Genomic DNA, 13,115 nt, shown 5'->3' with positions numbered 1-13,115 from the left:
TCAATCTGGTCCTTTGGTCAGCTGTTCAAATAATGCATCAATATCAGGCAAGTAAATTTTTTGCATAAGGTGATTAACAACCGCCTTGAAACAAGGATGATCGGGTGAGGTTGTTGCCATTTCGGCGGCATCCTCTTTGTGAAGTAATTCGGTAAACTCGTTGACACACAGAGCCAACCAGCGATTAACATTCAGTGAATGCTGCAGCAAAACGACTAAAGGATAGGGATTTTGACGAGTTTTAGGGCTTACGTTGAGCAGTTGGTTTAGATTAATAACCGGGACGATTGCATTGCGAATATGCACCACACCGGGTAACCAGGCAGGAGTTTCAGGTAATGGCAAAACATTTTCCAATGCTGCAATACGGATAATATTGTCAACGGGTAATGCATATTGCTGTTCATCAACCATGATTAATTGATAAACATCTTGATCAGAACACCATTCGGAAGACATTTCAATGACCGCCTAATGTGTGGAAATACTCTAACAATTTACTCGGATCAAGCAATAAGGCTAAGTGGCCTTCAGGTAAAAGCGCGACTCCTTTAATGCCATTTATATGACGATAATGCGGTTGCAATGATTTAATCAATAACTGCGCTTGTTCTGCCAGACTATCCACCAGCACCGCAAACAGCGTATTTTCTGTATTCAATAAAATAATAAAAGCAGAATTAATATCATTATTGTCTGGCGCTAGCTGCAAAAATTTACGGAGGTTCACTAACGGAACCTGCCGATTATCATCAGTAATAAACCATTGTTTACCACGTTGCCATATTTGTCGGTTAGATTCCAAAGGATAACTATCGAGTATATTGAGTAATGGTAAGACTAGCTTTTGATGGTCTATTTGCACTATTTGACTATCAACTAAAGATTGTTGAATGGGGATATAAAAGGTAAAACAACACCCTTTGCCTCGAGTAGATACCAGCTCAATATTACCACCCAAATCGGTGATGTGCTGTTTCACCACGTCCAGTCCAACACCGCGTCCAGAGAGATCATCCACAGCGGAAGCGGTCGAAAAACCCGATTGAAAAATCCATTCATTCAGTTGCCGGTTATTAACAATATCCCCAGTATTGATGCCAAGTTGCTTCGCCTTTGTCAGAATCTGCTGCTCGGCTAATCCGCGCCCATCATCACTAAAGCGAATTAATAACTGTTCGTCGACTTGTTCTGCTGAAATATGGATTTGTCCTTTTGAAGCTTTACCGGCAAGTTGCCGCTGTTCTGGTGTTTCTATGCCATGCACTACTGCGTTTCGTAGCAAATGTGTCAGCGGATCCATCAATGAATGAATGATCAGACTATCTAATTCAATTGGTGAAATATGCATATGTAACTGGACAAGCTTCTGCGTTTTTTGAGCCACATCAAAAGCCATTCTGGGTAGTCTGGCAAAGGCATCAGCCAAAGGTCGCATGGTGATGTGAAGCAGTTGTTGCTGTAACAGTTGCTGCTGTCGCTTCATCGCTTGATAACGTCGCGAAAGTCGAATGTTATCTGTGGGTTCTAATTGATTTATAAGCGGAACTGTTTGTTGCAGTTGTGACTGTAAGTTTTGCGAAATCGTGAGTAATGCGTTTATATGGGTTTCTGACAATTTATATCGTGAAGAACGGGCTAACCTCTCAGGCTGCGATGAAGCCAATACTTCTATATTTAAATCACAAACATGCTTTACCCATTCAAACTGAGCGGCCAAAGCATTGTAATCCAGCTCTGCCTTCAAGGTAATTTGCCAACGCAAGTAACATTGGAACGGATCAAAATCGGCAAAATCCGGCAATTTTTCGGTAAAAACAGCCACTTTAATCGGCCCAAACTCACGTAAAGCTCTTAAGATCCGCAACGGATCATGACCATTTTCAAAGAACTGCTGATGCGGTGTAAATTCAATTTGCCAAACCGATCCGCTCACCTGTGGGGGGATAACTGGCTCAATGCCAGTTTGACGATACTGGTTAAGTTTAGCCAGACATGAAGTCAGTCTCTCAACACTTTGTGCTGGCGTTAATTCATCACTACTAAGCTGACGACAATAATCTAACGCAGTTAATATAGCGTCACTTTGTTGCGGTGCAAGTTGGCTGTCCGCTTGTAAAACACCCTCAATCGCATGGCATATTTGTGAAATGGGTTCATAACCAAAACTGGTGGCAGTCCCTTTTAGTGAGTGTAATTGCCTGCGCGTTTCTTGCTGCTGGTTTTTTCCAGCTACAAAGTCCTGAGATGATATTAATACCCAGGATTCTATAGCTCTCAGCGCCTCCAATGTTTCTTCATGAAAGGCAGCTGTTGCAGCAGAGAATAATGACGGATTCATCGGTGAGAAATTAATTCAGTAAAGCATTAACCGTTGCAACCAGCTGATCAGGATCAATTGGTTTTTTTAGCCAGCCACTCGCACCTGCATTACGTCCAATTAACTTTTTATCTTCATCAGTTTCAGTAGTCACCAATAATACTGGCGTAAAACGATAATGAGGCAGTTCTCGTAACAATGAAATGAATTCCGGTCCCGACAGCTGTGGCATATTAAAATCCGATAGAATTAAATCAAACTGTTGTTCTGATACGATTTCACAGCCCTGTTTACCATCTTCTGCACAAACCACATCATGACCTGAATTCTGTAATGTTATTTGTAGCATTTGTCTCAATGAAGGCGAATCATCTACCACTAAAATCCTGGCCATTTTAATTGTTCTCCATTGCCGTTAAGCCTGATGATGTCTGTTGCTCATTTATCGTAAAAGATAATCCAGAGAGGTTGATGCTATCCTGAAAACGTTCACTCATCACTGACCAGATTAGCTCGACACCATATTGTTGTGCCTCGATATGAAATTGATAAAGTAACTGTAAGGCGGCCATATCAATCTTTTGTATACGGCTAACGTCAATCAGCACCCTGTCTCCTGTCAGCAATATTTTTAAACATTGCACATACCACATTTCAAGCTGAGCAATGCCCAAGTGCTGTCCACAATCCAATGTTACGGTTTTAGTCTTCATAAAATTGTTTTAAATAACGATTTTTTGCCGCCAAATACCGGCCCCTAACAAAATCAATGCGTTTTAAACGATTTAAAATCATTTGTTACACAGATATTGTCCGCTTTCATGGAACAATGCAGAGACTATGCCAGTGTTTATTTGTGCTTACGAGACCAGAGCATCGCGGTATGCTCATCAGCAAGCCGCTGCTCCTGTTTATACTGCCGCTGTTCGGCTTCTTTTTGATAGCGTTGTTTGAGGGATTCGATCGACTGTTGTTTGTTTCTGGCCTGTAACCATAGCTGTTGTTGTTTTTGAGTCTGCATAAAACACTGCTCGACGTGTTTCTGCTGCATTCTTATCGCATTATCTAATTGCGCGAGAAATGATCTTAAATCAATGGCCTTACGGGCACTCATTTGCATAGCATTACCCTGACGAAATTGTTGCAAATATTCTTCACGGTAACGCAGTAAATCATTCAACTGATTTCTTTCCTGCTCAAGCACGCTATTGGCATGAACCAGACTTTGCATGGCCTTATCCGTCTCACGACTTGCCATTTCAATGACTGGAATCAATTTGGTGGCCCGTGTCATATCAATTTTTCACCCATCATTGCTGCGCCGATTGAAATCAGAATTTACGTGACTCAGCCGTCATCAGTTGTCCGTTTAATTGCTGCGGATTATTCATTTGACCAAAAGCCAGTTTCTGCAATGCCTGAACACTACTGTTCCAATCATGCGCCACATGCATGTCTTGTTTCAACATGGCTGATAATGCAGGGTATCGATTTATCGCTTCATCAATGTGACGATCACTACCAGCTTGATATGCACCAATGGTAATCAGATCCTGATTTTGGCGGTAGGTAGAGTAAATCTGTTTGAACTGTTGAGCGAGCTGCAAGTGTTTGGCATCCACCACCTGTGGCATAACACGGCTGATAGAAGCTTCCACATCAATAGCAGGATAATGACCGGCTTCGGCTAACTGGCGTGATAAGACAATATGTCCATCAAGTATTGCACGAGCAGCATCAGCCACAGGATCCTGCTGATCATCGCCTTCAGTAAGTACGGTATAAATTGCTGTGATAGCTCCACCACCGACTTCACCGCTTCCCGCCCGTTCAACAAGCTGCGGTAATAAAGAAAAAACGGAGGGAGGATAACCTTTGGTAGCCGGTGGCTCACCAACTGCCAGCGCAATTTCACGCTGTGCCTGAGCAAATCGTGTCAGCGAATCCATTAATAACAGAACCTGCTTACCCTGATCGCGGAAATACTCAGCAATGCTGGTCGCTAACATCGCCCCATGCAGTCGCATCAATGGAGAATGGTCAGCAGGGGAAGCCACTACGACGGCACGCTTTAACCCCTCTTCACCCAATATATCCTCAATAAACTCTTTAACTTCACGACCACGTTCACCGATGAGACCGACGACGATAACATCGGCCTCAGTAAAACGCGTCATCATGCCCAACAAAACACTTTTACCCACACCACTGCCGGCAAACAACCCCATCCGTTGGCCACGGCCTACAGTCATAAGAGCGTTGATAGCACGCACTCCAACATCCAGGTGCTGTCTGACCGGGGCCCGTGATAATGGATTAACTATTTTCCCGTGAAGTGGGACTTTATCTTTTACTTTTAGAGGACCACGACCATCCAGTGGTTTACCTGCCCCATCAACAATACGGCCTAATAAAGCATCACCTACAGGTACCTGGGAATCACTGCGAATGGGTCTTACCCGTGCATTTGGTACCAGGCCGCGGATATTGCCGGTGGGCATCAGATAAAGTGTTTCGTCGTGAAAACCCACAACTTCGGCTTCCACCGGTTCTCGTCCCGGTGCATAGATTTCACAGCGACTGCCAATGGATGCCTGAAACCCGACAGCTTCCAATGTTAACCCCACCATTCGAGTGAGACGACCTTCAATAGTAATGGGTGTCTCACTGTCTGCCGCTAAACGCTCCAGATGCTGCTGCATACGTTGCTGTAACGGCAATGAAGGATTAAATAATTCAGCTGGATTCATAGTGGTTTTCTTGATTCAGCAATCTGGAAATCAGATTGTTGAGCCGGGTTTCGACAGTCGCATCAATTGTGGTATCGGCGGTCACCAGCTTAGCTCCACCACGACTGACCAGTGGATCTTCATACCATTGCCAGCCGGTATTCTCATCCAGTTTCAAGCCATTTTTGACCAGCTCCATGTCTTCAGGGTTAAGATACACTTTTAATTGCCGATCGCTGACCGGCAACACCGCAAGCGCTTCACGGATGGCCGTTAAGATCAGTTCGGGACGTTGTTGGATTTCCTGGTAAATCATCTGACGAACGAGCAGACTGACCATCGACAGCAAGTCATTTTCGACAATGGTATCGACTTTTTTAAGCGGGTTATTGAGACTCTCGATCAAAGACTTCCATTGTTGTGCCTGATGCAGGATATCGGCTTCACCAGCCTTTAAGCCTGCCTCATGGCCTTGCTGATAACCTTCATCATACCCCAGCTTAAACCCCTCCTCCTGAGCAGCTTGCTGAACGGCTTCTAACGCTTCAACAGTGAGCGGATTCGTTTGCTCCGCTTCAACATCTGAAACAGATACTACACGAGGAATTTCCCAACGTTCATACGCATTAGCGAGCTCTTCGGCAGATAAAACATTTGCATGCTCAGTGGTGTAAAGATCATCAGATGAAGTCATCACCGCCACCACCGCTTCCTAATGCAATATCCCCTTTTTCAGACAGCATCCGTGCGGTAGCCAGTATGGATTTTTGTGCCGCCTCAACGTCACTGACACGAACCGGCCCCATAGCTTCGAGATCATCACGTAACATTTCTGCCGCACGCTGTGACATATTTTTAAGAAATTTCTCTTTCAGATTTTCGTCGGCACCTTTGAGCGCCAGTTGTAACTGATCCGTTTGAATTTCACGCATCAACGTTTGCATGCCACGATCATCTACATCAATCAAGTTATCGAAGACAAACATCAAATCTTCAATATTCTGTCCCAAATCGGGCTCTGCCTCTTTAATTTTTTCCATGATGGCAGCTTCGCGACTTCCCTCAACAAAATTCAGAATATCTGCTGCGGTTTTAGGCCCACCAACCGTCGCCGTTTGGCCCCCAGCATTGCCACTAAATTGTTTTTCCAGAATTTCATTTAATTCACTCAAGGCCGCAGGTTGTACACCATCTAATGTCGCAACTCGAAGTAATATTGCCGCTTGATCACGTTCCGGGAACATACCCAGTACTTGTGCAGCCTGATCCGAATCTAAAAAAGAGCAGACAATCGCAACAATTTGCGGATGTTCCAAGCGGATGACTTCATAGATAGCGCGTGCATCCATCCACTTTAATTGCTCAAGTCCATTGGTGTTGCCACCCGAAAGAATCCTGTCGAGTAAGCCCCCGGCACGCTCTTCACCCAGAGCTCCAACCAGCATTTTTCGAACATAGTCATGAGAACCTATGCCCAGCCCAGTCTCTTGCTCCACGGTAGTAACAAAATTGTCCAACACAGTTTCAACTTCAACGCGGGTGACATTGGTTAAAGTTGCCATGGCTTGACCAATTTTCTGGACTTCTTTCGGTCCCATATGCTTGAGTACCTGAGCAGCTTCCTCTTCCCCTATCGAGCGGAGAAATACAGCAGCTTTTTCTGTACCAGTTAACTTACGGGGTTGTTCGGCCATTATGCATCACTCGCTGCCCAGTTTTTTACCACTTGCGCAACAAGCGCAGGGTCCTGCTGTACTAAGCTACGGATATTAGTCAAATGCTGTTCAACGCGCTCAGAACCAGTCGTCAGTTTAGCAATATCCTCTCCATTTTTACTACTTGCCGCCAAAACCTGCTCTGCCGACATGCCTTCGCCATTTTCCGCCGATTGATTGGCTATCTGTTTTTCAGGTGATTTATTCAAATCTCTGAAGGCCGGCCGAATCAAACCAAAAATCAGAAATAAAACGACCAGAGCACCCAATACCTGCTTACCTACTTCCCATACCCATGGCTGCTCCCATAAAGGAATAGCAGGCAGCGGTTCTGCTTCAACAGGTGTCACAAAGGGTGCACTCACCACATTTAAACTGTCACCGCGAGCCATATTAAAACCAATAGCATCCATCACCAGCGTATTAATCCGGGCCATTTGAGCATCACTCATTGGTGTGGAGACAATATTTCCTTCTGCATCAGTCGTGGTCGGTTCATCAACCAGTACGGCGACACTTAACTTTTTAATATTGCCAGGTGCCAGACGACTGTGACTGATAGTTCGATCCAATTCAAAATTACGCGTAGTGCGTTTGCTAGTTGAACCCGGTGTAACCGTATTCGTTACGACTTCACCGTCTTCATCAACATTTTCCTGAACCGCTTCCTCCGGCGCGACGCCACCGCCAGGGGGCTGGTTGGTTAGAGCACCAGGTACACCCATGGGGCCCAAAGCACCTACACGCTCTTCTTCTGCTAATTGTTCGCTCCGTAGTGCAGCCAAATCGGGGTTGTAACTCTCTTGGGTCTGTTCAGTCACAGTGAAATCAACGTCTGCTACAACTTGAGCACGTACGCCATTCATGCCCACAATGGGAGTCAGAATATCTTCAATACGGCTGATATATAACTGTTCAAGCTTTTGGGTGAATTCTAACTGCGTATCACTTAACGCCATGCTAGTACTGCGTTCAGGCTGACTGAGCAAATTACCCCGCTGATCTACAACCGTTACATCACTGCTTTTCATATTCGGGATACTGGCTGCGACCATGTGGGTGATTGCAGCAATATGCTCCCGTTCCAACGTTCGTCCAGTATACATATTTAAAACGACGGAAGCTGTTGGTGGCTTACGTTCACGAACAAATACAGATTGTTTTGGGATAGCCAGATGAACGCGAGCGCTACGAACATTTTGTAATTCTGCTACTGAACGAGCAAGCTCCTGCTCCATCGCCCGCTGATAACGAGCCTGTTCGATAAACTGGCTGGTACCAAAACCTTGTTCCTGACTTAAAATTTCCATGCCTTGGGCAGAGCTGCGCGGTAAACCCTCAGCCGCCAGACGTAAACGTAAACCTTGAACTTCTGATGCAGGAACTAATAAGGCTCCGGTCGTTGGATCCAATTTATAGTCGATCTGCATTTGTTGCAGCACGGTAGCTACTTCTGAAGACTCCTGCGCTTCCATACCTGAAAACAACACCTGATATGAAGGTGTCTGAGACCACATAAAAACATACCCGCCCACGGCAATACTGGCGGCAATTGCCAATAGAAACATGATCTGCTTGGTAATCGGTTGACGCGAGATATTATTCTGCATTACTGCCAGAGGTGTATTGGCAGCAAATGTATTTGCTTTTGTAGCTGGTGCATTTTCCATATTCAGGCTCTTCAGTTAAATCAACACCATTAAATCGACATTCTCATGACTTCTTGATATGCCTCAATCAGCTTGTTGCGCACCTGAATAGTTGCATCAAAGGCCACACTGGATTTTTGCGAGGCAATCATGACATCCGTTAAATTCACATTAGGATCGCCCAATTCAAAAGCGGTGCGTAATTGACCTGCGGTTTGTTGTGTTTCATTCACTTTATCAACTGCATTTTTCATTAAATCTGCAAAGTCTACTCGGCCGCTGGGCTGGGTTTGCTCTGCAGGTAAAGGCATAGACTGATTTGCCTGGGTTTGCATTGCCCGCATTTGTGTCAGCAACTGGTTAGGATCAATAGCTTTTATCATGAGTTCTTTCTCGCTTTTTATAACTTAATGAATGCTGGATTGGGTTATGCAGACTTCTTGCCAAATTTTCCGGGGATAGCCACACCCTGTTCCCTAAACCGTGAGATTTTGTAACGTAAGGTACGCTCACTGATCCCTAATTCTTTTGCTGTTTCTCGGCGACTACCACGATGTTTGGCAAGTACGTCGAGAATATGACGCTGTTCATGACTACGCAGGTCATCGCTATTATCATCCGCCACGATACTGTCATGCTGTAACGGAATCTGTGACGATTGAGCCGGAGCATCATTTGATGGTGTTGCAGTTGTGGCTTCATAAGCCAGATCTTCCGCCTTGATCAGCGAGCCGCTTTGCAAAATTAACGCTCGCTGAATCACATTGTCCAATTCTCGGACATTGCCACGCCAGCTATGTTGAGCCAATTTGAGTTGTGCCTCGCTATCAAAATGTGGCGCTACCCGGCCACTATGCTGGCAATGCCTTTCTAGCAACTGCCGGGCTAATGGCACAATATCCTCTGGTCTTTCCCGTAGCGGCAGTAATTGCAGTGGGAAAACGTTCAAACGATAAAATAAATCTTCTCTGAAGCGACCGGCTTTTACTTCATCTCGTAACGTGCGGTTCGTAGTTGCCAGTACGCGGACATCCAACGACAAAGTTTTTCTGCCACCCAGACGTTCCACTTCACGCTCTTGAAGTACGCGTAGTAATTTTGCCTGTAAGGAAATATCCATTTCGGTTATCTCATCCAGCAATATGGTTCCCTGGTTAGCCTGTTCAAACTTACCCGCATAGGCTTGTGCAGCACCAGTGAAAGCACCTTTTTCATAGCCAAATAAAGTGGCTTCCAGCATTGACTCTGGTATGGCCGCACAGTTAATCGCCACAAAGGGTCCATCTTTACGGGGTGAATGGCGGTGAATAAATCTTGCCAGTACTTCTTTACCGGTACCACTCTCCCCATTAATCAAAACCGTTGCATCGGTATCAGCAACTCGTCGTGCTAATGCCTGTAAATCAACAGATGATTTTGCGGCAGCAACCATATCATCACTGACAGGTAACATACGGACATATCGCTGTACTCGTTGTAATAAATCATCCGCTTCAAAAGGTTTCATTAAGTAGTCACAAGCCCCTTCATGCATGGCTTCTACAGCACTTTGTACTGAACCATAAGCTGTCATCAACACAACGGGTAAAGAAGGCAACATTGCTCGTGCTTTTTTCAATAAGGTATGCCCATCCATTGGTTGCATCTGTAAATCACTGAGCAATAATCCAATCGGTTCATTAGCCAGCTTGTCGAGGGCTTTCTGACCGTGATCCGTTGCGGTGACTTTGTATCCAGCTAACTCTAAGGTGTCACACAACGCAATGCGTAAGTTGGCATCATCTTCTACCACCATAATCATTGATTGAGTCATACATGCGCTCCTGTTTGCATTGTTTCTTTTGCCATATTCACTGGTCGATAAACGGGTAGGCGCAAACAAAAAGTACTGCCAACGCCTTGTTCACTATCCAGCCACAACATGCCTTTATGTGCTCGAGCAACTGACTGTACAACCGCGAGCCCCAGTCCTGTTCCGGCCGATCGGGTGGTATAAAAGGGCTGCAAGATCTTGTCGTAATCGACTTCAGCAATACCAACACCGTTATCTTCTACACTTATTTCGATAAACTGCTGCTGATCTTCCTCAGCATAGTCAGCATGAATCGTAATTTTCCCTGACTCACCGCAAGCTTGACGGGCATTATTCAGTAGATTATTCAATGCACTGACTAATGCTGGCTGGCAGCCGTAAACATAGCCATCATTAACCAGATTAATGACCTGTACATTCAGTGATTCGCTTTCCGGCTGGGAGATAAATTGTTGGACCAACTCGTCAATTAACGCGTTGACACTGACAGGGGCAGTGCTATTCATGTCGCCTCTGGAAAAAGCCAGCATGTTGCGAACCAATTGCTCCATATGACTCAGACTTTCATGTAAACGACGAGCAAATTTCAATTGGGTGGTTTGTTCTGTCTCAGGCTTGAGTAGTGGAGCCAGATACAATGTGGCAGAGGATAAAGGGGTACGAATTTGATGAGCAAGGCGCGCTGCCATTTCTCCCATGGCTGATAGCCGTTGCAAATGCGCCACCTTACGTTGTAGTTGGCGAGTTTCAGTGACTTCCTGAAGTAATATAATCTGACCAGGTTCTTTATCTAACGGACTGGTTGATATATGCACCAGACGCCCATCCGCCAGCGAGACATCATGACCATCATCTTCCCGAGGTTTAAACGCCCGTTTGATGACATCAACCCAGCGCTGACCGGTCAGTGGCTCGCCCAGCAGATTAATGGCAACTTGATTGCAATCCTGAACCAGTCCAGAACCATCAATGACCACAACACCACCGGGAATAACCGCAAGCAAGCTGCTTAGCCGGTCAGCAATTCGGCTCTCAGAAGTCGGCAGCTTTTTTGGACTAACGGGTGGGATCCATACCGGAGAATTTTCAGCTTTTGCTTTTACTGTCCGCTTTAATGGCGGAGCTGGCTTTAACGCAAGGCTTTCGCTCTGAAGGGTTATCTCAGGCCATTTCAGGTTCATTTTTTTGCTCCACTAATGTGTTTTCATTAGTGTCATAGCAAAATACATGCCCTGTTTTTTATATATTTAAAATCAACAGGTTATTTTAATTTTATTTATTTTTGAGTCAAAATTCAGGCGCTGAAACTAATTAATTTCCACATCTCGTTGAATACCATATTTACGCATCTTTTCCACCAGCGTAGTCCGACGCATTTTTAATCTGCTTGCAGCATGTGCCACCACGCCAGCCGCTTCATCCAGTGCTTGTTTGATGAGTAAATATTCCAGATTGGCCAAATGCTCTCTTAAGTCCAGGCCATCCTCAGGTATGCTGTCCATTTGTATCAGCATATCGTTAGTGGAATTATGGCTGTTAACGTTTTTACCTGGTTGTGACGACTGATTCAGTGCAGTGACTTTTAAAGCAGTAGCGGACTCGGTTCGGGCTGAAATAGCCTCAGTAACGATATCCGCCAATGGCTCACCTTCAATTTGGTATTTTTCTGGTAGATCGTCAAAATCTACCGTGCCATAGGGATACAATATGACCAAACGCTCAACCACATTCGCCAATTCCCGAACATTTCCAGGCCAGCTATAGCGACATAAAGAAGCAATTGCTGCAGGAGTAAATCTGACTGCTCCACGATTCTCGTGCTCGATACGTTGTGTCAGCTCGTGTATGAGTAATGGAATATCTTCCGGTCGTTCACGTAATGCTGGCATCTCAATCGGAAACACATTGAGTCTGTAAAATAAATCCTCTCGGAAACGACCATCACCAATATGGGTTTCAAGATTACGGTGGGTTGCCGCGATCACTCTGACGTTGGCTTTTTGGGTTTTATTACTGCCAACCCGTTCAAAGGTTCTTTCCTGTAAAACTCTGAGCAGCTTAACCTGCATAGGCATGGGCATGTCGCCAATTTCATCAAGAAACAGTGTGCCACCCTCGGCCATTTCAAAGCGACCTTTACGAGCCGTTATTGCCCCGGTAAAAGCCCCTTTCTCATGTCCAAACAACTCACTTTCTAGCAATTCACCTGGGATTGCACCACAATTTACCGGCACAAAGGGTTTTTCACGACGGGAGGAAAAGTAATGCAGGTTACGGGCAACTACCTCTTTACCCGTTCCGGACTCACCCAATACCAAGACATTCGCTTCAGAATCTGACACCTGTTGAATCATTTTCTGCACGAGCTTCATCTTTGCACTATTGCCCACCAGGGAACGAAACAAAGGTTCCGTCTCTAGTGTATTTTCAGCTTGATTTTTATAAACAGAAGCTTGTTGCAAAGCATTATTGAGCTGGGGATATTTGACTGGATAACTCAGCGAACCAAGTGCGCCGGGAAATTCACTCATACCATTTTCAGGATAACCCAGAGTAAATACAGGAATTCTTGCTTCGTGGTTGACCAATTCTCTAAGGAGTTGTTTCGTCTGGTTCACACCACCACAATCACCCACCAGGGCCATTGCGATATCATCTAAATCAGAAATGTTATCAAACCAACTTTCCATGTCTGTCACGACGACGGCGTGACAATTTACAAACGCTATTAGCGTGGAAAGTGTCTCTCGGCGTTGAGGCTCAATATCTATCACCAAGATATTACACACATTCATAACTGCTCCTGAAGACAAGATCACTCCTGAACCTGTCGGTTTTACTGTAGGGATTGCTAATTCAAGTTAAGGACTTTAATGTGTGTTGTCAAAA

At 45.1% G+C, this 13,115-nt stretch carries 13 protein-coding genes; all 13 read right to left on the bottom strand.

Going from position 1 to position 13,115, the window contains the following annotated elements; genetic code table 11:
* The gene (locus LGT40_RS12835; RefSeq protein WP_226073176.1) at positions 1–459 is read right to left on the bottom strand and encodes a chemotaxis protein CheW; all 459 of its coding nucleotides are present in this window, start codon (positions 457–459) and stop codon (positions 1–3) included.
* 1 nt (position 460) lies between these two features.
* Positions 461–2,341 (bottom strand): chemotaxis protein CheA, encoded by a 1,881-nt coding sequence (locus LGT40_RS12830; protein WP_226073174.1) that lies wholly within the window; start codon positions 2,339–2,341, stop codon positions 461–463.
* Between the two features lie 10 nt (positions 2,342–2,351).
* Positions 2,352–2,714 carry a response regulator gene (locus LGT40_RS12825; RefSeq protein ID WP_226073172.1) on the bottom strand — a complete coding sequence of 121 codons (363 nt, stop codon included), beginning with the start codon at positions 2,712–2,714 and terminating at the stop codon, positions 2,352–2,354.
* 1 nt (position 2,715) lies between these two features.
* Positions 2,716–3,033, bottom strand: coding sequence for an STAS domain-containing protein (locus tag LGT40_RS12820; RefSeq protein ID WP_226073170.1), 318 nt, complete (start codon positions 3,031–3,033; stop codon positions 2,716–2,718).
* A gap of 137 nt (positions 3,034–3,170) precedes the next feature.
* On the bottom strand, positions 3,171–3,614 hold the full coding sequence (fliJ, locus tag LGT40_RS12815) for a flagellar export protein FliJ (protein WP_226073161.1): 444 nt from the start codon (positions 3,612–3,614) through the stop codon (positions 3,171–3,173).
* A 37-nt stretch (positions 3,615–3,651) separates the two neighbouring features.
* Positions 3,652–5,070 (bottom strand): flagellar protein export ATPase FliI, encoded by a 1,419-nt coding sequence (gene fliI / locus LGT40_RS12810; RefSeq protein ID WP_285229310.1) that lies wholly within the window; start codon positions 5,068–5,070, stop codon positions 3,652–3,654.
* Positions 5,057–5,743, bottom strand: coding sequence for a flagellar assembly protein FliH (locus tag LGT40_RS12805; RefSeq protein WP_226073159.1), 687 nt, complete (start codon positions 5,741–5,743; stop codon positions 5,057–5,059). The genes fliI and LGT40_RS12805 overlap by 14 nt, the downstream gene beginning before the upstream one ends.
* Positions 5,730–6,743 (bottom strand): flagellar motor switch protein FliG, encoded by a 1,014-nt coding sequence (gene fliG, locus LGT40_RS12800; protein WP_226073157.1) that lies wholly within the window; start codon positions 6,741–6,743, stop codon positions 5,730–5,732. The genes LGT40_RS12805 and fliG overlap by 14 nt, the downstream gene beginning before the upstream one ends.
* Positions 6,743–8,434, bottom strand: coding sequence for a flagellar basal-body MS-ring/collar protein FliF (gene fliF / locus LGT40_RS12795; protein WP_226073155.1), 1,692 nt, complete (start codon positions 8,432–8,434; stop codon positions 6,743–6,745). The genes fliG and fliF overlap by 1 nt, the downstream gene beginning before the upstream one ends.
* A 29-nt stretch (positions 8,435–8,463) precedes the next feature.
* Positions 8,464–8,796 carry a flagellar hook-basal body complex protein FliE gene (gene fliE / locus LGT40_RS12790; RefSeq protein ID WP_226073153.1) on the bottom strand — a complete coding sequence of 111 codons (333 nt, stop codon included), beginning with the start codon at positions 8,794–8,796 and terminating at the stop codon, positions 8,464–8,466.
* Between the two features lie 44 nt (positions 8,797–8,840).
* Entirely contained in the window at positions 8,841–10,226 is a 1,386-nt protein-coding gene (locus tag LGT40_RS12785; RefSeq protein WP_226073151.1) for a sigma-54-dependent transcriptional regulator, read from the bottom strand.
* Positions 10,223–11,407 (bottom strand): sensor histidine kinase, encoded by a 1,185-nt coding sequence (locus tag LGT40_RS12780; protein WP_226073149.1) that lies wholly within the window; start codon positions 11,405–11,407, stop codon positions 10,223–10,225. Before LGT40_RS12780 ends, LGT40_RS12785 begins: the two co-directional genes overlap by 4 nt.
* Positions 11,408–11,533: 126 nt before the next feature.
* The gene (locus LGT40_RS12775; protein ID WP_226073147.1) at positions 11,534–13,021 is read right to left on the bottom strand and encodes a sigma-54 dependent transcriptional regulator; all 1,488 of its coding nucleotides are present in this window, start codon (positions 13,019–13,021) and stop codon (positions 11,534–11,536) included.
* Positions 13,022–13,115: the final 94 nt, after the last annotated feature.

Origin of the sequence: Methylophaga pinxianii (assembly GCF_020447225.1) — a bacterium.
In the GTDB taxonomy this organism is placed as follows: Bacteria; Pseudomonadota; Gammaproteobacteria; order Nitrosococcales; family Methylophagaceae; genus Methylophaga; species Methylophaga pinxianii.
The sequence above is the reverse complement of the archived record's forward strand: the minus strand, read 5'-3'. Positions and strand labels throughout refer to the sequence as shown.

What these genes read in the sequence shown, in the direction of transcription:
- LGT40_RS12780 (WP_226073149.1), bottom strand. Translation starts at nt 11,407, where the DNA reads ATGAACCTGAAATGGCCTGAGATAACCCTTCAGAGCGAAAGCCTTGCG.
- LGT40_RS12785 (WP_226073151.1), bottom strand. Translation starts at nt 10,226, where the DNA reads ATGACTCAATCAATGATTATGGTGGTAGAAGATGATGCCAACTTACGC.
- LGT40_RS12820 (WP_226073170.1), bottom strand. Translation starts at nt 3,033, where the DNA reads ATGAAGACTAAAACCGTAACATTGGATTGTGGACAGCACTTGGGCATT.
- fliJ (WP_226073161.1), bottom strand. Translation starts at nt 3,614, where the DNA reads ATGACACGGGCCACCAAATTGATTCCAGTCATTGAAATGGCAAGTCGT.
- LGT40_RS12825 (WP_226073172.1), bottom strand. Translation starts at nt 2,714, where the DNA reads ATGGCCAGGATTTTAGTGGTAGATGATTCGCCTTCATTGAGACAAATG.
- fliF (WP_226073155.1), bottom strand. Translation starts at nt 8,434, where the DNA reads ATGGAAAATGCACCAGCTACAAAAGCAAATACATTTGCTGCCAATACA.
- LGT40_RS12830 (WP_226073174.1), bottom strand. Translation starts at nt 2,341, where the DNA reads ATGAATCCGTCATTATTCTCTGCTGCAACAGCTGCCTTTCATGAAGAA.
- fliI (WP_285229310.1), bottom strand. Translation starts at nt 5,070, where the DNA reads ATGAATCCAGCTGAATTATTTAATCCTTCATTGCCGTTACAGCAACGT.
- LGT40_RS12775 (WP_226073147.1), bottom strand. Translation starts at nt 13,021, where the DNA reads ATGAATGTGTGTAATATCTTGGTGATAGATATTGAGCCTCAACGCCGA.
- LGT40_RS12805 (WP_226073159.1), bottom strand. Translation starts at nt 5,743, where the DNA reads ATGACTTCATCTGATGATCTTTACACCACTGAGCATGCAAATGTTTTA.
- LGT40_RS12835 (WP_226073176.1), bottom strand. Translation starts at nt 459, where the DNA reads ATGTCTTCCGAATGGTGTTCTGATCAAGATGTTTATCAATTAATCATG.
- fliG (WP_226073157.1), bottom strand. Translation starts at nt 6,743, where the DNA reads ATGGCCGAACAACCCCGTAAGTTAACTGGTACAGAAAAAGCTGCTGTA.
- fliE (WP_226073153.1), bottom strand. Translation starts at nt 8,796, where the DNA reads ATGATAAAAGCTATTGATCCTAACCAGTTGCTGACACAAATGCGGGCA.